This window comes from Burkholderia sp. 10_S31 (genome assembly GCF_056930375.1).
Genome location: NZ_JBXOWK010000003.1, coordinates 2,404,429 through 2,423,607, shown reverse-complemented (window position 1 = coordinate 2,423,607; position 19,179 = coordinate 2,404,429). Strand labels below are relative to the sequence as shown.

20 protein-coding genes are annotated in these 19,179 nt (G+C 65.2%); 8 read left to right on the top strand and 12 right to left on the bottom strand.

The annotated features are described in order from the left end of the window. The first annotated feature begins 55 nt into the window (after positions 1 to 55). From AC1Z3W_RS31375 to AC1Z3W_RS31360, 4 genes are read left to right on the top strand one after another with little or no spacing between them, the layout of a single operon-like run. Positions 56 to 607 (top strand): iron transporter, encoded by a 552-nt coding sequence (locus AC1Z3W_RS31375; protein ID WP_057929472.1) that lies wholly within the window; start codon positions 56 to 58, stop codon positions 605 to 607. A 55-nt stretch (positions 608 to 662) separates the two neighbouring features. Further along, positions 663 to 995 (top strand): cupredoxin domain-containing protein, encoded by a 333-nt coding sequence (locus AC1Z3W_RS31370; RefSeq protein WP_483509272.1) that lies wholly within the window; start codon positions 663 to 665, stop codon positions 993 to 995. A gap of 58 nt (positions 996 to 1,053) precedes the next feature. Next, a complete protein-coding gene (locus tag AC1Z3W_RS31365; protein WP_057929470.1) occupies positions 1,054 to 1,896 on the top strand; it encodes an FTR1 family iron permease in 843 nt (280 codons plus the stop codon). Next, positions 1,893 to 3,290: a 4Fe-4S binding protein gene (locus AC1Z3W_RS31360; protein WP_057929469.1), complete on the top strand. Its 1,398-nt coding sequence runs from the start codon at positions 1,893 to 1,895 to the stop codon at positions 3,288 to 3,290. Before AC1Z3W_RS31365 ends, AC1Z3W_RS31360 begins: the two co-directional genes overlap by 4 nt. Before the next feature lie 325 nt (positions 3,291 to 3,615). On the opposite strand, the gene hemP is transcribed toward AC1Z3W_RS31360, so the two are convergent. From hemP to AC1Z3W_RS31345, 3 genes are all read right to left on the bottom strand, one after another. Then, positions 3,616 to 3,861: a hemin uptake protein HemP gene (gene hemP / locus AC1Z3W_RS31355; RefSeq protein WP_057929468.1), complete on the bottom strand. Its 246-nt coding sequence runs from the start codon at positions 3,859 to 3,861 to the stop codon at positions 3,616 to 3,618. Between the two features lie 138 nt (positions 3,862 to 3,999). Beyond that, on the bottom strand, positions 4,000 to 4,482 hold the full coding sequence (locus AC1Z3W_RS31350; protein ID WP_044849005.1) for an SRPBCC family protein: 483 nt from the start codon (positions 4,480 to 4,482) through the stop codon (positions 4,000 to 4,002). Between the two features lie 99 nt (positions 4,483 to 4,581). Then, positions 4,582 to 5,454 carry a pirin family protein gene (locus tag AC1Z3W_RS31345; protein WP_057929467.1) on the bottom strand — a complete coding sequence of 291 codons (873 nt, stop codon included), beginning with the start codon at positions 5,452 to 5,454 and terminating at the stop codon, positions 4,582 to 4,584. Between the two features lie 122 nt (positions 5,455 to 5,576). On the opposite strand from AC1Z3W_RS31345, the gene AC1Z3W_RS31340 reads away from it, so the two are divergent. Then, the gene (locus tag AC1Z3W_RS31340) at positions 5,577 to 6,554 is read left to right on the top strand and encodes a LysR family transcriptional regulator (RefSeq protein ID WP_057929466.1); all 978 of its coding nucleotides are present in this window, start codon (positions 5,577 to 5,579) and stop codon (positions 6,552 to 6,554) included. 443 nt (positions 6,555 to 6,997) lie between these two features. On the opposite strand, the gene AC1Z3W_RS31335 is transcribed toward AC1Z3W_RS31340, so the two are convergent. The 9 genes from AC1Z3W_RS31335 to AC1Z3W_RS31295 all read right to left on the bottom strand — a co-directional run bounded on the left by AC1Z3W_RS31335 (position 6,998) and on the right by AC1Z3W_RS31295 (position 14,304). After that, positions 6,998 to 7,426, bottom strand: a complete 429-nt coding sequence (locus AC1Z3W_RS31335; protein WP_057929465.1) for an ExbD/TolR family protein — start codon at positions 7,424 to 7,426, stop codon at positions 6,998 to 7,000. 13 nt (positions 7,427 to 7,439) lie between these two features. Further along, positions 7,440 to 8,171, bottom strand: a complete 732-nt coding sequence (locus tag AC1Z3W_RS31330) for a MotA/TolQ/ExbB proton channel family protein (protein ID WP_057929464.1) — start codon at positions 8,169 to 8,171, stop codon at positions 7,440 to 7,442. A gap of 34 nt (positions 8,172 to 8,205) precedes the next feature. Beyond that, positions 8,206 to 8,937 (bottom strand): energy transducer TonB, encoded by a 732-nt coding sequence (locus AC1Z3W_RS31325; RefSeq protein ID WP_483509271.1) that lies wholly within the window; start codon positions 8,935 to 8,937, stop codon positions 8,206 to 8,208. 217 nt (positions 8,938 to 9,154) lie between these two features. Beyond that, positions 9,155 to 9,391, bottom strand: a complete 237-nt coding sequence (locus AC1Z3W_RS31320) for a (2Fe-2S)-binding protein (RefSeq protein ID WP_057929462.1) — start codon at positions 9,389 to 9,391, stop codon at positions 9,155 to 9,157. A 148-nt stretch (positions 9,392 to 9,539) separates the two neighbouring features. Beyond that, positions 9,540 to 10,403, bottom strand: a complete 864-nt coding sequence (gene murI / locus AC1Z3W_RS31315) for a glutamate racemase (protein ID WP_409364331.1) — start codon at positions 10,401 to 10,403, stop codon at positions 9,540 to 9,542. Between the two features lie 36 nt (positions 10,404 to 10,439). Beyond that, on the bottom strand, positions 10,440 to 10,916 hold the full coding sequence (gene bfr / locus AC1Z3W_RS31310; RefSeq protein WP_006482753.1) for a bacterioferritin: 477 nt from the start codon (positions 10,914 to 10,916) through the stop codon (positions 10,440 to 10,442). A gap of 193 nt (positions 10,917 to 11,109) precedes the next feature. Continuing rightward, positions 11,110 to 12,633, bottom strand: a complete 1,524-nt coding sequence (locus AC1Z3W_RS31305; RefSeq protein WP_006762441.1) for a fumarate hydratase — start codon at positions 12,631 to 12,633, stop codon at positions 11,110 to 11,112. Positions 12,634 to 12,667: 34 nt separating this feature from the next. Next, positions 12,668 to 13,273: a TIGR00645 family protein gene (locus AC1Z3W_RS31300; protein ID WP_057929461.1), complete on the bottom strand. Its 606-nt coding sequence runs from the start codon at positions 13,271 to 13,273 to the stop codon at positions 12,668 to 12,670. 113 nt (positions 13,274 to 13,386) lie between these two features. Further along, positions 13,387 to 14,304, bottom strand: coding sequence for a DMT family transporter (locus AC1Z3W_RS31295; protein WP_057929460.1), 918 nt, complete (start codon positions 14,302 to 14,304; stop codon positions 13,387 to 13,389). A 377-nt stretch (positions 14,305 to 14,681) separates the two neighbouring features. Between AC1Z3W_RS31295 and acs the strand changes: the two genes are divergently transcribed. The 3 genes from acs to AC1Z3W_RS31280 all read left to right on the top strand — a co-directional run bounded on the left by acs (position 14,682) and on the right by AC1Z3W_RS31280 (position 19,113). Beyond that, positions 14,682 to 16,664, top strand: coding sequence for an acetate--CoA ligase (gene acs, locus AC1Z3W_RS31290; RefSeq protein ID WP_483509270.1), 1,983 nt, complete (start codon positions 14,682 to 14,684; stop codon positions 16,662 to 16,664). Positions 16,665 to 16,749: 85 nt separating this feature from the next. Then, a complete protein-coding gene (locus AC1Z3W_RS31285; RefSeq protein WP_057929130.1) occupies positions 16,750 to 17,094 on the top strand; it encodes a DUF4212 domain-containing protein in 345 nt (114 codons plus the stop codon). Between the two features lie 3 nt (positions 17,095 to 17,097). Then, entirely contained in the window at positions 17,098 to 19,113 is a 2,016-nt protein-coding gene (locus tag AC1Z3W_RS31280; RefSeq protein ID WP_483509269.1) for a sodium:solute symporter family protein, read from the top strand. Positions 19,114 to 19,179: the final 66 nt, after the last annotated feature.

Sequence of the window (19,179 nt, the reverse complement as noted above, 5' to 3'; positions counted from 1 at the left end):
TGAGCCGTCCCGGAGGGCGGTTCGCAGCGTGTCAGACAAATAACAAGGAGTGTCCATGTTGGGTTCTTCGTTCATCCGCACGTCGGTTGCGGTAGCAGCGGCGCTTGCCGCGATGTCGGCCTCGGCGGCCGAATATCCGATCGGCAAGCAGCAGATCCAGGGCGGCATGGAAATCGGCGCGGTGTACCTGCAGCCGATCACGATGGATCCGGAAGGGATGATGCGCAAGGCGTCGGATTCCGACATCCACCTCGAAGCGGACATCCACGCGGTCAAGAACAACCCGACGGGTTTCGCCGAAGGCGACTGGATGCCGTACCTGCAGGTCACGTACAAGCTGACGAAGCAGGGCGACACGAAGTGGAAGGCCGAAGGCGACCTGATGGGCATGGTCGCGAGCGACGGCCCGCACTACGGCGATAACGTGAAGCTCGCCGGCCCGGGCAAGTATCACCTGACGATGACCGTCAAGCCGCCGATGCAGTCGGGCCACATGGCGTTCGGCCGTCACGTCGACAAGGAAACGGGCGTGGGCGCGTGGTTCAAGCCTATCACCCTCGAATACGACTTCCCGTTCGCCGGCATCGGCAAGAAGGGCGGGTACTGATCGATGGCATCACGGACGGCGCGCTTCGGGGCGCCGTCGGCGTAGAGAACCCAGAATGAAATTTCCCCAGAAAATCGTCGCCGTAGCCGCCGCGCTGTGGCTCGCCGGCGCGGCGCATGCCGCCGATCTGCCGACGTTCAAGCTCGAGATGACGGACGGCAAGCTGAATCCCGCCCGTATCGAGGTGCCGGCCGGCCAGCGCTTCAAGATCGAGATCAAGAATACCGGCAAGGGCGCCGCCGAATTCGAGAGCGTGCAGTTGCGCAAGGAGAAGGTGCTCGCGCCGGGCGCCGATTCGTTCGTGGTCGTCGCCCCGCTGTCGCCGGGCGAGTACAAGTTTTTCGACGATTTCCACCAGCAGGCACAGGGCGTGATTGTCGCGAAGTAACGCGTTTTATCTGCGTGCGGGCGCACGAGTGCCGTGCCCCGCGTGTCAGGAGGATTCAATGGGTCAGATCTTGTTCATCGTCTGGCGGGAGAGCGTCGAAGCGCTGCTCGTCGTCGGCATCCTCTATGCATGGCTGAAGAACGGCGACGACGACGCGCGCCGCGGCCTGCCCTTTCTGTGGACGGGCGTTGCAGTCGGCCTGCTGATGGCCATCGGTCTCGGCGCCGCGCTCGTCGGCTTCACCGAAGTGCTGTCCGGCGACGCGCAGGACTATTTCCAGACCGCGATGGTGCTGATCGCCTGCGTGCTGATTGTGCAGATGGTGCTGTGGATGCGCCGGCACGGCCGCACGCTGAAGCGTGACATGGAGCAGTCGCTGCAGCAGAGCACGCGCGATTCGAACTGGTGGGGCGTTGCCGTGCTGGTCGCACTCGCGATCGCCCGCGAAGGCAGCGAGACGGTGATCTTCCTGTACGGCCTCGGTTTCGGCCAGTCGGGGCACGTGGACGGCAGCCAGATGCTCGCGGTCGTGATCGGCCTTGGCCTCGCGTTCCTCACGTTCTATCTGTTGCAGCTCGGCGGCAAGTACTTCTCGTGGCGGCATTTCTTCCGCGTCACCGAAGTAATGCTGCTGTTCCTCGGCGCGGGCCTGTTCCAGACCGGCGTCGACAAGCTGATCGACAAGGAAATCCTGCCGCTCGGCATCTCGCAGGTGTGGGACACGTCCGGGATCCTCGATGATTCAGGCACGTTCGGCTCGCTCGTCGCGACGCTGACCGGCTATCGTGCACACCCGGCACTGACCAACCTGGTCGCCTATGCGGTGTACTGGGCGGTCGTCTGGCTGCTGATGAAGCGCGCGAGCCGCCGTCCGGCCGTCGTAGCAGGCCGCGCGGCATGAGCGTTGCCGCCGCAGCCAAGCCGGGCTGGCTCGCGCAGGCCGGCCAGTGGATGCAGCGCCACGGCGCAGTGATCCGCGGCATCCAGTGGGTCGTCGTCGCCGTCTATGCGTTCCTGATCATCGTGCCGGCGGTGTTGCCGCTGCCGGACGATTCCGCGCACCTGTGGAACAACCTCACGCTGATCGCACAGTTCGTGTTCTGGGGCATCTGGTGGCCGTTCGTGCTGCTGTCGATGGTGATGCTCGGCCGCGTCTGGTGCGGCGTACTGTGCCCGGAAGGCGCACTCACCGAATACGCGAGCCGGTTCGGCCGCGGCGGCGCGATTCCGCGCTGGATGCGGTGGGGCGGCTGGCCGTTCGTCGCGTTCGGGCTCACGACGATCTACGGGCAGATGGTCAGCGTGTACCAGTACCCGCTCGCCGTGCTGTTCGTGCTCGGCGGTTCGACCGTCGGCGCGATCGTGATCGGCGTGCTGTACGGCCGCGAGAAGCGCGTGTGGTGCAAGTATCTGTGCCCGGTCAACGGCGTGTTCGGGTTGCTGTCGCGGCTCGCGCCGATGCGCTACAAGGTCGACGAGGATGCCTGGCGCCGCTCATACAAGAACGGCGAACACGGGCATCGCGTGATTCCGATCAATTGCGCGCCGCTCGTGCCGTTGCGCAACATGAAGGGCGCTGCCGCGTGCCACATGTGCGGCCGATGCAGCGGGCATCGTGACGCGATCGCGCTGTCGTGGCGCTCGCCTTCCGACGAGGTCGTGAACCTCGGTGCGCAGCAGGCGAACCCGTGGGACACGGCGCTGATCCTGTACGGCCTGCTCGGCGTCGCGATCGGCGCGTTCCACTGGACTGTCAGCCCGTGGTTCGTACAGATCAAGCAATGGCTTGCAGGCTGGCTGATCGATCGCGATATCACGTGGCCGCTCGAAACCAATGCACCGTGGTTCCTGCTCACGCATTATCCGGATCGCAACGACGTGTTCTCGTGGCTCGACGGCGGGCTGATCGTCAGCTACATCGTCGGTACGGGGCTCGTGTACGGCACCGCGCTGCTCGTGCTGCTGGCCGGCGCGACGCTGATGCTCGGCCGTTTCGACCGCGTGCGTCTCCATCATCTCGCGCAGGCGCTGATCCCGATTGCGGGGGCGGGCGTGTTCCTCGGGCTGTCGGCGACGACGCTGTCGCTGCTGCGGGCCGAGCACGTGCCGCTCGGCTGGGCGACCGGCGTGCGCATCGCGATTCTGGTTTGCGCGAACGCGTGGAGCGCGTGGCTTGCATGGAAGGTGACGGGGCGCTATGCGGCGTGGCCGCGCCGACTGGCTGCATTCGCGTGGTTTGCGGCCGGCCTGGCCGTCATCGACAGCGCGTGGTGGTTGATGTTCTGGGGTTTCTGATGCGGGATTGACGGCCCTGCGGTTGTGTTCTGGAGTAATTGGCGACGGGTGGCCCGCCGCCGGACTCCGGAGCGCGCTGGAGCAGCAGTGCTGATCGCGCGATGCCTTTTTCTTTTGCATCCAGACGCGCAAACAAAAAGCGACACGTCACCTTCGACGTGTCGCTTTTTTTTCTTCCAGGTGCGAGAACCAAAAAAGTGGCTTGGCTTGCTGCAACGGCTGCTTGAGTGTGTTTGCACGAAGGGGTCTAGATCTCGCGTGCAAGCCGTTACGCTGGCTACTGCCCAACACCTCTCAGGGAGGTGGTCCCCACAATACTCTGTCGTTACTTCGTCAGGATCAGTTTGCCGAGCCGGGTGGCACGCAACTGATACGTCTCTCCGTTATGCGCAATGCTGATGTGGCTATGGCCTTGCAGCAACGCATCGCTGCTGAGGGTCCGGGTGCCGGCATCCCGGCTTCCGGCGGGTTTCGCCGGCGTCGTGACCGCTGCCGTCTTCTGACGGTTGCCGCTTGCGGTGCCGCTCGTGCGGCGCAAGGTCAGCGTGGTCGGGCGCGTGGTGTCGGTCATTCGGTTGATCGGTGACTGTCGATACGATGGAATGAATTCTAAATGATAACTATTCCCATTTACAAAAACTCTTTCTCGATCGATGCGACAAATCCGATAGCTTGAATCAAAGAGGCGGCCTTCAGGCCGCCATCGACGTCAGTGGAGCGGATCGGGGTCCTTGCGCCCTTGTGCGTATTCGCGGATCAGGCGCACCGTGTCGATGTCCGACGTGCGATACGCTTCCTTGACGATGCCGTGCGTCTGACGTGCTTCCTCGCTGTCGTCCGTGACGGTTAGCGTCGTGCGGTACTCGAAGCGCAGGAACAGCTCGTGGTCGTCGCGTTCCTCGATCGTCATCGTCAGCGAACCGCCGATTTCACCGCCGGCCGCATGGATGTCGTAGCGCACTTGTTGGTTCGGGGTGAACGTCACGCGGTCGCGTACGGTCGCATGCCCGTAGTGCAGCTCGCGTTCGAGCGTCGTGTCCGTCCGTTCGTGGACGACGCAGCTGTCGAGGCCGATCACGAACAGCTGCGGCTGTTCGGCGCGCAGCACGAGGCCTTCCCAGAGCTGATCGCGGGTGAGGGACGGCACGGCCGGATCGTCGGAATTGATCTGGATCAGATGTTCGAAGTTCAAGGGGACGGGTTCCTTCTGGTGGCGGGCAGCCACATGGTTCAAGAAGTCATTGTGACGCAAAACGGGCGGCTTCGCGGCACCTGCGGCCCCGATCTCGCGTCACGCTTCGATGCGGCCCATGCGGCCGGTCTGGTAGTCGACGACGGCCTGCCGGATCTCTTCCTCGGTATTCATCACGAACGGGCCATAGCGGACGATCGGCTCGTTGAGCGGCACGCCTCCGATCAGCAGCAGGTCGAGCGGCGTATCGCCGGCTTCGAACGTCACCGCGTCACCATCGTCACCGTAGACGACCATGTGCCGCGCGTCGATGTGCTGCCTGTCGGGCCCGTAACGGCCGCCTCCGTCGAGCGGGTAGGCGAACACGCGATAACCCGCGGGCACCGGCTGCGTGACCGTTGCGCCAGGTTGCAGCGTGAAATGCTGGTAGAGGATCGGCGTGCGCGTCTCGATCGCCGCGCGTACACCGAACGCTTCGCCGGCGATCACGCGGACCTGCGCACGGCCGTCCACCGACGTGGCGCTCGGGATGCGATCGGCCGGGATTTCCTGGTAGCGCGGTGCGATGAGCTTGTCGCGGCGCGGCAGGTTGACCCACAGCTGAAAGCCGTGCGAGCGCCCGCCGGCCTGCGCGAATTCGGGATCCGGCATTTCACTGTGAACGACGCCCGCGCCGGCCGTCATCCACTGGACGTCGCCTGGCCCGAGCGTACCGGCATGGCCCGCCGAGTCGCGATGGCGAAAGCGCCCGTCGAGCACGTAGGTGACGGTCTCGAAGCCGCGATGCGGATGGTCGGGCGCGCCCTTGGCTTCGCCAGGGGCGTAGTCGACGGGGCCCATTTCATCGAGCAGCAGGAACGGATCGAAATCCATCAGCAGCCGGGTCGGGAACGGGCGGTGAACCACGAAGCCGCCACCTTCGGTCGTGCGAAGTGCGGGGTACGTGCGGTCAAGCGAGCGAGCGGTCGTCATGCAGAAGCCCTCGATATCGTCGGAATAGCGTTATTTTTGAAACATAGCGCTATTATATTGGGCGTTTTACCGTCCAATTTGCGGCGGTTCGCAATGGATTGTTCTGAAATTGGAACGATGACATGAACATCGATGCACACAACCTGAACGACCTCATGTATTTTTCGCAGGTCGTCGAACACGGCGGTTTCTCGGCTGCGGAACGCGTGCTGGGTATCTCGAAATCGCGCCTGTCGCGGCGGCTGACCGAACTCGAGGCGGCGCTCGGCGTGCGCCTGCTGCAGCGTTCGACGCGCAAGCTTGCGCTGACCGAGGCGGGGGAACTGTTCTACCAGCATTGCCAGGCAATGCTCGCCGAAGCCCAGGCAGCGATGAACGCCGTGCAGCAACTGCGCGCGTCGCCGCGCGGCTCGGTGCGCGTGAGCGTCCCCGTCACGCTGTCGCAGACCATGCTGTCGCGCATCCTCCCCGAATTCCTGCACCGCTATCCCGAGGTGAAGGTACACATCCGCGTGACGAATCGCGTGATCGACCTGTTCGAGGACTCGATCGACGTCGCGTTGCGCGTGCGCTCCGAGCCACCGCAGAACGCGAATATCGTCGTGCGGCCACTGTGGCGGACCGAGCAGATGCTGGTCGGCGCGCCGAGCCTGCTGAGCCAGAATGCGCCGCCGCTCGTGCCGGACGATCTGGCGCACTTCGAGACGCTCGATACGCCGAGCGTCGACGGACGGCACGTGTTCAACCTGATCGCGCCGGACGGCACCCGTCACTTGCACGAGCACGATCCGAGGCTCGTGACGGCCGACCTGATGACGATTCGCGAGGCGGTGCTCGACGGCCTCGGCATCGCGGCGCTGCCCGAGATGATGTACGGCAATGCATTGCGCGCGGGACAATTGTCGCCGGTGATGCCGGGCTGGACGCTGCCGGTGCCGCAACTCTACGCGGTGTTCGTGTCGCGGCAGGGAATGCCGCCGGCAGTTCGCGCGTTTGTCGACTACCTGGTCGAAAAGCTCGACCACGGCGACTACAAGCAGCCGAGCTGCCCCGAGCGAGCGAAGACGGAGGCCGCGGCGGTCGATGCTCCGGCCACCTGACTGCAAGATGCGCGTCGTGGCAAATTTGTTTTGTCATTGAAGCGCCGCCTGCAATCGCAAGTTTCAATCGCCGGGGCCTTGAATGCGTCCGCGCGCAGGCCTATATTGAAATCCCATTTCGCGAAGGAAGTTCTGAGCGGAATCAGGTGGCCGCATATATTGCGAGCCAGATAGGGCAGAACGCGCAGTCCGTGCAGACCACGGTAGCCGCATTTGCGTTGCTCGAGGCGCAACCGATACCGCCGAAGAGCCCGCCGCCCGAAGGCGCCCGCGTGCGCATGAAAAAAGGCCTTCATCTGGCGATGAAGGCCTTTTACTTTGTGTGCGGCCGGCGAGGTGCGGCCGGCGAGGTGCGGCCGGCGAGGTGCGGCCGGCGAGGTGCGGCCGGCGAGGTGCGGCCGGCCGGACGACCGGCAAGGGGGTGCCGGCGAAACGCGCGTGCGTTACTTCGCCTTTGCAGCCGGCTCCGTCACGAAGCCGAGTTTCGTCAGGCCGCCGGCCTGCGCATCAGACATCACTTCGGCCACGCGTTCATAGGCAACCTTGCGATCGGCACGCAGGTGCAACTCCGGTTGCGGCTGATGCTTTGCCGCTTCCGCGATGTGTGCCTGCAACTGTTCGCGCGTGACCGTCTGGTCGTTCCACAGGATCGTGCCGTTGCCCTGGATCGCGACGTCGACCGTCTGCGGCTTCTCGTCGACGGGCTGGCTGCTCGCATGAGGCAGGTCGATCTTCACCGCGTGTTGCATTGCCGGGATCGTCACGAGAAAAATGATCAGGAGTACGAGCATGACGTCGACGAGCGGCGTCATGTTGATCTCGCTCATCACGCCGTCGTCGTCGTCATCGCTGAAGCCGGTGTTCATTGCCATGGTTCACCCCGTCTCAGCTGGCGCGCGTCGCAAGGCGCAGGCCGTCGCGGGCCGACGACGACGCGAGGCGCGCGCCCGTCACGAAGTACGCGTGCAGACCGTGCGCGAAGCGGCGCAGCTTGCTGACGATACCCTTGTTCGCGCGGGTCAATGCGTTGTAGCCGAGCACGGCGGGAATCGCGACGAACAGGCCGAAGGCCGTCATGATCAGCGATTCGCCGACCGGGCCCGCGACCTGGTCGATCGACGTCTGGCCGGTTGCGCCGATCGCGAGCAGTGCGTGGTAGATGCCCCAGACCGTGCCGAACAGACCAACGAACGGTGCCGTGCTGCCGATCGACGCGAGAATCGCGAGACCGGCCTGCATGCGCGAGATACCTTCGTCCATCGTGTCCTTCAGGCAGCGCGTGACCCAGTCCGACACGTCCATGCGGTCGTGCAGGTGCGGCTGCGTCTGATGGTGATGATCGGCGGCTTCCTTGCCCGACAGCGCGAGCGCGAGGAACGGGTTGTCGCTCGGCGTCGATGCGGCGAGGCCCAGCTTCTCGATGCCGTCATCGAAATCGTCGGAATGCCAGAACGCCTGTTCGGCGTTCTTCGTGAGACGGTTCAGGCGAACCACGTTCCAGCCCTTGACGATGATCACGATCCACGACAGGACCGACATCACGAGCAGCGTGATCGCGATGGCGCGCGTGACGAAATCACCTTGCGCCCAGACGTGCGCGATACCGTAGCTTTGCATTTTTGTTTCCTTTGGATCTTCCGGATGAGGCAGGTTAGTCGGTGAGCCCGAAGTTGTAGGGCTGCGTACGGGCGGCGCGGATCGCCTGGCCGTTCTCGATATACGGACGGCAGGTGGTCGAGCGCATCGCGTCGAGTGCGGCATCGTCGAGGCGCGGATAACCGCTGCTCTTCTGCAGATCGACGCTTTCGAGCTTGCCGGTCACGCCGACGACAAAGTGAACATAGGCGGTGCCTGATTCGCCGCGGCGGCGCGACATCGACGGGTAGTCGGGTTTCACGAAGTTGCATTGGAGCGTCGGCACGTTCTTCGGCGCACTGACCTGCATCGTTTCGCGCGCCGGGCCGGGTACGGCGGCCGGCGCTGCAGGCGCGGGCGCGGCGGGGGCAGGCGTGGGATCGGCAGCCGGTGCGGGCGTGGGGGACGGGGCCGGAGATTGTGCGACGGGCTGAGGTGTCGGCTTCGCCAACTTCTGCACCGGCTTCGGCTCGACCTTCGGCTTGACGCGCGGGGTGGGCTTCGGCGGCGCGGGCTGCGGGATCGATTCTGCCGCGACCTGCTGGGCGATCGGCGCAGGCGTGATGAACTGCGCGGTGATCGACTGGACTTCGACCGACTTCGGCGGCGGCGCGTTGCGATGGAGCCACGCGGCCGTCAGCATGATCGCGTGTGCGGCAAGCACACCGACCGCAACGGCGATGACCCGGGGATTCATACGTGGTGCAACCGGCAAGACGCCGGCAGGAGCGGATTGCGAAGCCTGCATGTTAGCTTGAAAGAACGACGTCGCACCCGGGGCGCGGCGGGTGAATCGGTGTTACTTGCGGAAGATCAGCAGCGAGATGCACACGGTGGTCACAAATCCGATCAGCAATTCCATGACAGGCTCCTTGGCAGGTAAGCCGCTGGCTCGCGCGGAAGGTGGCTTGCTGACGGTCGGACATCAAATGCGGCACGGGCCGCTTGCGTACGCTCGGCGCCGCTCAGGCGGCCTTGCGGTCGTAGAACGTCACCGGGATCGGGTGAGCGTGGTGCTCGACACCACACTGGCTCGCGCAGACGCCTTGCTCGGCCATGAGATCGCGTACGGACTCCTCGCACTTGCCGCAGCACGTGGCCACGCCGAGCTCGAACTGGAGTTCATCGAAAGAATTCACCCCCTCGGCGAGGGACGCGCGAATCTTGCGATCGGAAACAGACTTGCACACGCAGACGATCATGATGAGTTGCGATAGCTAACGGTAATGCGAATTATTATCATTAAATTTGCCGGCGTTGACAAGCCTGAGTTTGGCTTTTTTAAGGTCATCGGACCCTCGAAATGGTGGCAGCGGAGGGCGGGCCGTGCCGGCGGTCTGCCGGCGCGCGTCAGGCGGTCGCGCAGGCGCGCGCGTTGGGCGAGGAAATGGTGACGGATTCAACCGGCGCGTCGAGGCCGAGCAGCGTCGACGCGAGTGCGCGCAGTTGCAGGCCGTCGCTCGTCGAACAGAAGCGCGGCGGCGCGGGGCGCGTGCCGGCCGCCGCGCGCAGGTTGCGTTCATCGAGCACCCGCGCGAGCTGGCGTGCGATGGCATCGCTCGTGTCGACGATCGTCAGGCGGTCGCCAACAAGGTCACGAATCGTTTCCGTGAAGAACGGGTAGTGCGTGCAGCCGAGCACCAGCGTATCGGCGCCGTCGTCGAGCATCGGTTGCAGATAGCGCTCGAGCAACGCGCGCAAGGCGGGCGAGTGGGTGTCGCCGCGTTCGATCGCTTCGACGAGCCCGTGGCCCGGTTGGCAGATGAAGCGGCGGCCGGCGCCGTAGCGGTCGAGCAGCGCCTGAAAGCGCGGGCTGTTCAGCGTCGATTGCGTCGCGAGGACACCCGCGACGCCGGTCGTGGATAGCGCGGCGGCCGGTTTGATGCCGGGCTCGACACCGACGAGCGGTATCGACAGGCGTTCGCGGATGGCCGCGATCGCCCGCGCCGTTGCGGTGTTGCATGCGATGACGAGTGCTTTCGCCCCTTCGCGGGCGAGCCACTCGCCGATGGCCAGCGTGCGTTCCGTAATGAACGCCTCGTCGCGCGGGCCATACGGCGCGTAGTGCGAATCGGCAACATAGACGAACGACTCGCCGGGCAGGTGCGCACGCACGGAGCGCAGCACCGACAGTCCGCCGAGCCCCGAATCGAAGATTCCGACGGGGGCGGCGGGGCGGACCCCGGAAGCGGCTGGCTGGTGCGTCATCGTCATGCGGACGGCGAGGTGGCGATCGTGGCGGTAGCGGGGTTACTCGGGCGAACCCATCATCGTCTGCTGGTAGTTCTGCAGGCCGACCTTGCCGATCAGGTCGATCTGCGTTTCCAGCCAGTCGATGTGCTCTTCGGTGTCGTCGAGGATCTTTTCGAAGATCTCGCGCGACACGTAGTCACGCACCGATTCGCAGTAAGCGATCGCTTCCTTGCACGTGGACTGCGAGATCTGCTCGAGCTTCAGGTCGCACTTCAGGATCTCTTCGGTTTCCTCGCCGACGAGCAGCTTGTGCAGGTCCTGCAGGTTCGGCAGACCGTCGAGCATGAACACGCGCTCGATCAGCCAGTCGGCGTGCTTCATTTCGCCGATCGATTCGTCGTATTCGTGCTTGCCGAGCTTGTCGAGGCCCCAGTGCTTGTACATGCGCGCATGCAGGAAGTACTGGTTGATCGCCGTGAGTTCGTTCTTCAGTTGGGCGTTCAGGTATTCGATGACTTTCTTGTCGCCTTGCATGGCTGTTCCTTGTTCAGTGGGGCTTCAGAAACCGAACGATAATCGCTCGAACGAGAAAAGCCAAGCCTCGAAGCCTTGTCGGGCCTGCCTTTTGCAAGTAATGAGAATCAGCCCTGGAGAATGGGCCGCACGCAATAACGAGAATGAGAAGTAAAAAGGCCGGACGTGCGTCCGGCCTTTCGTGCGAGCGCGTTTAAGCGGTTGCGACCGGGATCTTGCCGATCTTCGCCTGCCACTCCTTCGGACCGGTCTGGTGCACCGACGTGCCCGACGAATCGACGGCCACCGTCACCGGCATGTCCTGCACGTCGAACTCGTAGATCGCTTCCATGCCGAGGTCTTCGAAGGCGAGCACCTTCGCGCCGCGGATCGCCTTCGACACGAGGTATGCCGCACCGCCGACCGCCATCAGGTACGCCGCCTTGTGCTTCTTGATCGCGTCGATCGCGACCGGGCCGCGTTCGGCCTTGCCTACCATCGAGATCAGGCCCGTCTGGGCGAGCATCGTCTCGGTGAACTTGTCCATCCGCGTGGCCGTCGTCGGGCCTGCCGGGCCGACCACTTCGTCACGCACCGGATCGACCGGGCCGACGTAGTAGATCACGCGGTTGGTGAAGTCGACCGGCAGCTTCTCGCCCTTCGCGAGCATGTCGGCGATGCGCTTGTGCGCAGCGTCGCGGCCCGTGAGCATCTTGCCCGACAGCAGCAGCGTCTGGCCCGGGGCCCAGCTCGCGACTTCTTCCGGCGTCAGCGTGTTCAGGTCGACGCGCTTGCTCGTTTCCGTGTTCGGCTCCCACTGGACCTTCGGCCAGGCGTCGAGCGATGGCGCTTCGAGCTTCGCGGGGCCCGAGCCGTCGAGCACGAAGTGCGCGTGGCGAGTGGCCGCGCAGTTCGGGATCAGCGCGACCGGCTTCGACGCCGCGTGCGTCGGTGCGGCCATGATCTTTACGTCGAGCACGGTGGCCAGGCCGCCGAGGCCCTGTGCACCGATGCCGAGCGCGTTGACCTTCTCGTGCAGCTCGACGCGCAGTTCCTCGACCCAGTCCTTCGGGCCGCGCGCGATGATTTCCTGGATGTCGATCGGCTCCATCAGCGATTCCTTCGCCATCAGCATCGCCTTTTCAGCGGTGCCGCCGATGCCGATCCCGAGCATGCCCGGCGGGCACCAGCCCGCGCCCATCGTCGGGACCGTCTTCAGCACCCAGTCGACGATCGAGTCGGACGGGTTCAGCATCACGAACTTCGACTTGTTCTCCGAGCCGCCGCCCTTCGCCGCGACCTGCACGTCGACCTTGTCGCCCGGCACGATCTCGTAGTGGATCACGGCCGGCGTGTTGTCCTTCGTGTTCTTGCGGGCGCCTTCCGGCGGATTGACGATCGACGCGCGCAGCACGTTGTCCGGGTGCGTGTAACCGCGGCGCACGCCTTCGTTGATCATGTCGGTGAGGCCCATCGTCGCGCCGTCCCAGCGCACGTCCATGCCGACCTTCACGAAGATCGTGACGATGCCGGTGTCCTGGCAGATCGGGCGCTTGCCTTCCGCGCACATGCGGCTGTTCGTGAGGATCTGCGCGATCGCGTCCTTCGCGGCCGGGCTCTCTTCCAGCTCGTACGCGCGGCCGAGGGCCTGGATGTAGTCGAGCGGGTGGTAGTAGCTGATGTACTGCAGCGAATCCGCGATGCTCTGGATCAGGTCTTCCTGTTTGATGACGGTCATGGCTGAGACTCTGTGGGGACTGTGGGGAATGCGTTTATGCGTTGACGGCTGCTTTGGCCGGCTTGCGGGACTCGTTCGCTGCAGGCGCGTGCGTCTCGTGGAAATGGGCCGGGTGCGTGTGGGTGGTCAGGCGGTCGACCCACGCCATCACGAGCGCCGACACGAGGAACGACACGTGGATGATCACCTGCCACATGATCGCGTGCGTCGTGTGCTGGTCCGGGTTGATGAAGGTCTTCAGCAGGTGGATCGACGAAATGCTGATGAGCGCCATCGACAGCTTGACCTTCAGCACGCCCGCGTTCACGTGGTCGAGCCACTCGGGCTCGTCGGGATGGCCCTCGATGCCGAGGCGCGACACGAAGGTTTCGTAGCCGCCGACGATCACCATGATCAGCAGGTTCGAGATCATCACCACATCGATCAGGCCGAGCACCGCGAGCATCACGCTGACCTCGTCGAGGCCGGTCGCGTGCGACAGCAGGTGCCAGACTTCCTTCAGGAACAGGAACACATAGACGCCCTGCGCGACGATCAGGCCCAGATAAAGCGGAACCTGGAGCCAGCGGCTCATGAAGATCAGTGCGGGCAGCGGGCGTAGCGGACGACGGGTGGAGCCGGGCGAATGCGGGGCAGACATGATGGAGAGTCGGGCGCTGTGCGCAGGTATCGGGGGTAATCTTGAAAAGGCGCGCTATTGTAACGCGTTGGCCGGCGCGACTGCAGCGACGCGCCGGGGTTGCCGGGGACGGATCAGGATGCGGCGGCCGGCGCGCGTTTCACGCGCAGGCTCGCGAGCACGATGCCGGTGACGACGCACGCGAGTGCCATGCCGTGTGCGAGCGTCGGGCGTTCGCCGAGGAACGCGATGCCGTACGCGGCTGCCGCGACCGGCAGCACCGCACTGAACACGCCGGCGAGGCTTCCCGGCACGTGCCGGATGCCCTTCATCCACAGCCAGAACGAGAAGATGCTGGCCGACAGCCCGTACCAGACGACGAGCGCCCATGTGCCGGCCGGCACGCTCGCGTAATCGAAATGCCACAGCGCCGTCGCGCCGAGCGGCAGCATCAGGAACAGGCCGAACAGGTGCGTATACGCGCAGATGTCGATCGGCGCGAGCGTCTGCGTGAGCCGGCGCGACAGGATCACATAGATCGATTCGCAGCAGACGGCGCCGAGGATCAGCAGGTTGCCGGTCAGCGAGCCGGACGACGTGGCGTCGGCGCCGTGCGCGGACGCGCTGCCCGCGTTCCCGTTGGCGAGATTGATCGTGATGACGCCGGCGATCGCGAGCGCGATCGACACGAGCGCACGGCCGTTCGGTTTTTCACGCAGGATCAACCATGCGAACAGCGCGACGATGGCCGGGATCGTGCTGGTGATCACGCCGGCCGCGACCGCGCTCGTGCGCTGCACGCCATTGAGCATCAGCAGGGTAAACATGAAGGTGCCGAAGAACGCCTGCAGGAACAGGTTCAGCCATTCGGCGCGCCGGACCGTACGCATCTTCACCGGGCTGAACAGCGGCCACAGCACGGCGATCGCGATCACGAAGCGCAGCGTGGCGAGGATGGCGACCGGGACGAAGACGACGATGGATTTACCGATACCGACGTTGCTGCCGACAAACAGCATCGACAGGATGAGGAAGAGGGCGTAGCGATTCAAGCTGGAGTCCGGGGGGCGAGTTCAGTTAGGATTGTAGAGTCGCGTTTGTAACAGCGTAAAGCCGACTGTAATGCGGCCGACTGTAATGCGGCCGACTGTAATGCGGCCGACTGTAATGCCGCCGACCGCCATGCGGTGCCATCCGGCGTGAGAAATGGCGATGCCGCGTAAGTGACGGGTAAGTTCGAGCGCTTATCGTGGAAACCGCCGGGCCGTACGTCCACCGTCGTGTGACGTGGTGCGGCGCAGCATCGCGTGCAGCCTCCAGGCCGTGCGCGGGTGAGTGGGAGACAGCGGCGCGTATGCGCCGGCCAAGACGCGCGGCGCGCACGATCGCGCCGCCATGCAGAGGATTCATGTTCACCAAGGGGTAGTCGATGTCTGCGATTGAATCGGTTCTTCACGAAACCCGTCAGTTTGCGCCGCCCGAGGCGCTCGAGAAGGCGGCAACCATTTCCGGCATGCCGGCCTACCAGGCGCTGGCCGCCGAGGCCGAGCGCGATTACGAAGGCTTCTGGGCGCGTCTTGCCCGCGAAGGCCTCGACTGGCACAAGCCGTTCACGAAGGTGCTCGACGAGAGCGACGCACCGTTCTACAAGTGGTTCGACGACGGCGAGCTCAACGCGTCGTACAACTGCCTCGACCGCCACGTCGAAGCCGGCAACGGCGCGCGCGTCGCGGTGATCTTCGAGGCCGACGACGGCACCGTCACGCGCGTCACCTATGCCGATCTCCTCGCTCGCGTGTCGCGCTTCGCGAATGCGCTGAAGAAACGCGGGATCGGCAAGGGCGACCGCGTCGTCATCTATATCCCGATGTCGATCGAGGGCATCGTCGCGATGCAGGCCTGCGCGCGCATCGGCGCGACGCACTCGGTCGTGTTCGGCGGCTTCTCCGCGAAATCGCTGAACGAGCGGCTCGTCGACGTCGGCGCCGTTGCGCTCATCACCGCCGACGAACAGGCGCGCGGCGGCAAGACGCTGCCGCTCAAGAGCATCGCCGATGAAGCAATCGCGATGGGCGGCTGCGAAGCGGTCAAGAGCGTGATCGTCTATCGCCGCACCGGCGGCAAGATCGACTGGCACGCCGGGCGCGACCTGTGGATGCACGAGATCGCGGACGGCGAGTCCGACACGTGCGCGCCGGAGTGGGTCGGCGCCGAGCATCCGCTGTTCATCCTGTATACGTCGGGCTCGACCGGCAAGCCGAAGGGCGTGCAGCACAGCACGGGCGGCTACCTGCTGTGGGCCGCGCAGACGATGAAGTGGACCTTCGACTGGAAGCCCACCGACGTGTTCTGGTGCACGGCCGACATCGGCTGGGTCACGGGCCACACGTACATCACGTACGGCCCGCTCGCGTGCGGCGGCACGCAGGTCGTGTTCGAGGGCGTGCCGACCTATCCGGATGCCGGGCGCTTCTGGAAGATGATCGGCGATCACAAGGTCACCGTGTTCTACACCGCGCCGACCGCGATCCGTTCGCTGATCAAAGCGGCCGAGGCCGACGACAAGGTCCACCCGAAGAGCTACGACCTGTCGAGCCTGCGCATCATCGGCACGGTCGGCGAGCCGATCAATCCGGAAGCGTGGATGTGGTACCACAAGCACGTCGGCCAGGCGCGCTGCCCGATCGTCGACACCTGGTGGCAGACCGAGACCGGCGGCCACATGATCACGCCGCTGCCGGGCGCGACGCCGACGGTGCCGGGCTCGTGCACGCTGCCGCTGCCGGGCATCATGGCCGCGGTGGTCGACGAGACGGGCCAGGACGTGCCGAACGGGCAAGGCGGGATCCTTGTCGTCAAGCGTCCGTGGCCGGCGATGATCCGCACGATCTGGGGCGACCCGGAACGCTTCAAGAAGAGCTACTACCCCGAGGAACTCGGCGGCCGGCTGTACCTGGCCGGCGACGGCACGGTGCGCGACAAGGACACCGGCTACTTCACGATCATGGGCCGCATCGACGACGTGCTGAACGTGTCGGGCCACCGGCTCGGCACGATGGAGATCGAGTCGGCGCTGGTCTCGCATGAGCTGGTGGCGGAAGCGGCGGTGGTCGGCCGCCCGGACGACACGACCGGCGAGGCGGTGGTCGCGTTCGTGGTGCTGAAGCGCTCGCGTCCGGAAGGCGAAGAAGCGGCGGCGCTGGCGAAGACGCTGCGCGACTGGGTCGGCAAGCAGATCGGGCCGATCGCGAAGCCGAAGGACATCCGCTTCGGCGACAACCTGCCGAAGACGCGCTCGGGCAAGATCATGCGGCGCCTGTTGCGCTCGCTCGCGAAGGGCGAGGCGATCACGCAGGACACCTCCACCCTCGAGAACCCGGCGATCCTCGAGCAACTCGCCGAAGTGCGCTGATCGCGCCTGTTGCGCACGTTGTGCGTACGAGCCCCTGCGCGGCAATCCCGATTGTCCGCGCAGGGGCTTTTTGCTAAATAACGGCATGACCGTTCCGTCCCGTCCGGCGCCTGCCGCGCCGCCGCCCGTTCCCGAGCCGCTCGCGCGTGCCCATGCGCGCTATTGGCGCTTCAACGTCGTGCTGATCCTGGTGCTGATGGCGATCGGCTTCACCGTGTCGTTCGTCGTGCCGTTCTTCGCGCCCGCGCTCGCGGGTATCCGCTTCGCCGGTTTCAGCCTGCCGTTCTATGTCGGCGCACAGGGCGCGATTCTCGTGTATCTGGTGCTGATCGTCGTGTACATCGGCCTGATGCAGCGCGCGGACCGCACGCTGCGGCGCGCGTACGACGAGTATGCCGCGCACGCGGGCAATGCAGATCATGCCCGCTGATCCATGCTGACGCATCGACTGATTCGCGCGTACGCGCTCTACACGCTCGGCTTTCTCGGGTTCGTGCTGCTGCTGTGGCGCATCGAGCGCGCGACCGGGTCGGGCGTGTGGATCGGTTACGTCTTCCTGTTCGTGCCGATCGCCGTGTATGCGGTGATCGGGCTGCTGTCGCGCACGTCCGATCTCGTCGAATACTACGTGGCCGGGCGGCGCGTGCCGTCCGCGTTCAACGGGATGGCGACGGCGGCCGACTGGCTGTCGGCGGCGTCGTTCATCGGTCTCGCCGGCTCGCTTTACGCGACCGGCTACGATGCGCTCGCATACGTGATGGGGTGGACGGGCGGGTTCTGCCTCGTGGCGTTCCTGCTTGCGCCGTACGTGCGCAAGCTCGCACGCTACACGATTCCCGATTTTCTCGGTACACGCTTTTCGAGCACCGCCGTGCGCGCGCTTGCGGCCGGCGCGGCGATCCTGTGCTCGTTCGTTTATCTGGTCGCGCAGATCCAGGGGATCGGGCTGATCGCGACGCGCTTCATCGGGGTCGACTTTGCGATCGGCATCTTCTGCGGGCTCGCCGGGATTCTCGTGTGCTCGTTTCTCGGTGGCATGCGCGCGGTCACGTGGACGCAGGTCGCGCAGTACATCATCCTGATCAGCGCGATCCTGATTCCCGTGTCGCTGATCGCGATGAAGAACGGGCTCGGGCCGGTGCCGCAGTTCAATTACGGCAAGCTGATGGAGCGCGTGGCGGCGCGCGAGGCGCAGGTGCGTGATGCAGCCGAGGAGCAGCAGGTGCGTGACGCGTATCGCCGGCAGGCCGCAGTCGTCCAGGCGCAACTCGATCGCTTGCCAGGCTCGTATGCGGACGCACGCCGGCAACTCGTCGACCAGCTTGCGGACCTGCGGCGCCACAATGGGCCGCTGCGCGAGATCAACCAGCGCGAGCGCGAGCTGGCCGACTTCCCGCGCGACCCGACGGCGGCGCGCGTGACCTGGAGCCAGGCGCGCGACGACCTGCTGGCACGCGCCGAGCCGCCCGTGCCGATGCACGAGCCGTTTCCCGCCGCGAACGACGACGAGCGCAAGCCGCGCGAGCGGAATTTCCTTGCGCTGCTGTTGTGCCTGTCGCTCGGCACCGCGAGCCTGCCGCACATCCTCACGCGCTACAACACGACGACGTCGGTGGCGTCCGCGCGGCGCTCGGTCGGCTGGACGCTGTTCTTCATCGCGCTGTTCTACCTGAGCGTGCCGGTGCTCGCGGTGATGATCAAGTACGAGATTCTCACCAGCCTCGTCGGGCGGCCGATCGCCGAGCTGCCCGCGTGGGTCACGCAGTGGCATCACTTCGAACCGGATCTCATCAGCGTCGTCGAGGTGATTCGGGACGGCATCGTTCACTGGTCGGAGATCCAGATGCAGCCGGACATGGTCGTGCTGGCCGCGCCGGAGATCGCGGGGTTGCCGTATGTCGTGTCGGGGCTGATCGCGGCCGGTGCGCTGGCTGCGGCGCTGTCGACCGCGGACGGGTTGCTGCTGACGATCGCGAACGCGTTGTCGCACGACGTCTATTACTGCATGGTCGCGCCGGATGCGTCGAGCCAGCGGCGCGTGACCATCTCGAAGGTGCTGCTGCTTGGTGTCGCATTGTTCGCGTCGTATGTCGCGTCGCTCAATACGGGGAAGATCCTGTTTCTTGTCGGTGCGGCGTTTTCGCTGGCGGCGTCCAGCTTCTTTCCGGTGCTCGTGCTTGGGGTGTTCTGGAAACGCACGACGACGCGCGGTGCGATCGCCGGGATGGTGACGGGGCTTGCGGTGTGCGTGTACTACATCGTGTCGACGTATCCGTATTTCACGCAGCTGACGGGCTTCGTGGGGCGGACGTGGTTCGGGATCGAACCGATCAGTTCAGGCGTGTTCGGCGTGCCGGCGGGGTTTGCGGTGGCGATCGTGGTCAGTCTGGTTGATCGGCAGCCGGATGAATATACGCGGGCGTTGGTGGATTACATTCGGCATCCGTGAGGGAATGTAATCGTGCACGTGGCGTCCTATTCTGTTCGCAAACGTTTCTGCTCGCTACTGTTTGTT

What these genes read in the sequence shown, in the direction of transcription:
- AC1Z3W_RS31375 (WP_057929472.1), top strand. Translation starts at nt 56, where the DNA reads ATGTTGGGTTCTTCGTTCATCCGCACGTCGGTTGCGGTAGCAGCGGCG.
- AC1Z3W_RS31370 (WP_483509272.1), top strand. Translation starts at nt 663, where the DNA reads ATGAAATTTCCCCAGAAAATCGTCGCCGTAGCCGCCGCGCTGTGGCTC.
- AC1Z3W_RS31365 (WP_057929470.1), top strand. Translation starts at nt 1,054, where the DNA reads ATGGGTCAGATCTTGTTCATCGTCTGGCGGGAGAGCGTCGAAGCGCTG.
- AC1Z3W_RS31360 (WP_057929469.1), top strand. Translation starts at nt 1,893, where the DNA reads ATGAGCGTTGCCGCCGCAGCCAAGCCGGGCTGGCTCGCGCAGGCCGGC.
- hemP (WP_057929468.1), bottom strand. Translation starts at nt 3,861, where the DNA reads ATGACCGACACCACGCGCCCGACCACGCTGACCTTGCGCCGCACGAGC.
- AC1Z3W_RS31345 (WP_057929467.1), bottom strand. Translation starts at nt 5,454, where the DNA reads ATGACGACCGCTCGCTCGCTTGACCGCACGTACCCCGCACTTCGCACG.
- AC1Z3W_RS31340 (WP_057929466.1), top strand. Translation starts at nt 5,577, where the DNA reads ATGAACATCGATGCACACAACCTGAACGACCTCATGTATTTTTCGCAG.
- AC1Z3W_RS31335 (WP_057929465.1), bottom strand. Translation starts at nt 7,426, where the DNA reads ATGGCAATGAACACCGGCTTCAGCGATGACGACGACGACGGCGTGATG.
- AC1Z3W_RS31330 (WP_057929464.1), bottom strand. Translation starts at nt 8,171, where the DNA reads ATGCAAAGCTACGGTATCGCGCACGTCTGGGCGCAAGGTGATTTCGTC.
- AC1Z3W_RS31325 (WP_483509271.1), bottom strand. Translation starts at nt 8,937, where the DNA reads ATGCAGGCTTCGCAATCCGCTCCTGCCGGCGTCTTGCCGGTTGCACCA.
- AC1Z3W_RS31320 (WP_057929462.1), bottom strand. Translation starts at nt 9,391, where the DNA reads ATGATCGTCTGCGTGTGCAAGTCTGTTTCCGATCGCAAGATTCGCGCG.
- murI (WP_409364331.1), bottom strand. Translation starts at nt 10,403, where the DNA reads ATGACGATGACGCACCAGCCAGCCGCTTCCGGGGTCCGCCCCGCCGCC.
- bfr (WP_006482753.1), bottom strand. Translation starts at nt 10,916, where the DNA reads ATGCAAGGCGACAAGAAAGTCATCGAATACCTGAACGCCCAACTGAAG.
- AC1Z3W_RS31305 (WP_006762441.1), bottom strand. Translation starts at nt 12,633, where the DNA reads ATGACCGTCATCAAACAGGAAGACCTGATCCAGAGCATCGCGGATTCG.
- AC1Z3W_RS31300 (WP_057929461.1), bottom strand. Translation starts at nt 13,273, where the DNA reads ATGTCTGCCCCGCATTCGCCCGGCTCCACCCGTCGTCCGCTACGCCCG.
- acs (WP_483509270.1), top strand. Translation starts at nt 14,682, where the DNA reads ATGTCTGCGATTGAATCGGTTCTTCACGAAACCCGTCAGTTTGCGCCG.
- AC1Z3W_RS31285 (WP_057929130.1), top strand. Translation starts at nt 16,750, where the DNA reads ATGACCGTTCCGTCCCGTCCGGCGCCTGCCGCGCCGCCGCCCGTTCCC.
- AC1Z3W_RS31280 (WP_483509269.1), top strand. Translation starts at nt 17,098, where the DNA reads ATGCTGACGCATCGACTGATTCGCGCGTACGCGCTCTACACGCTCGGC.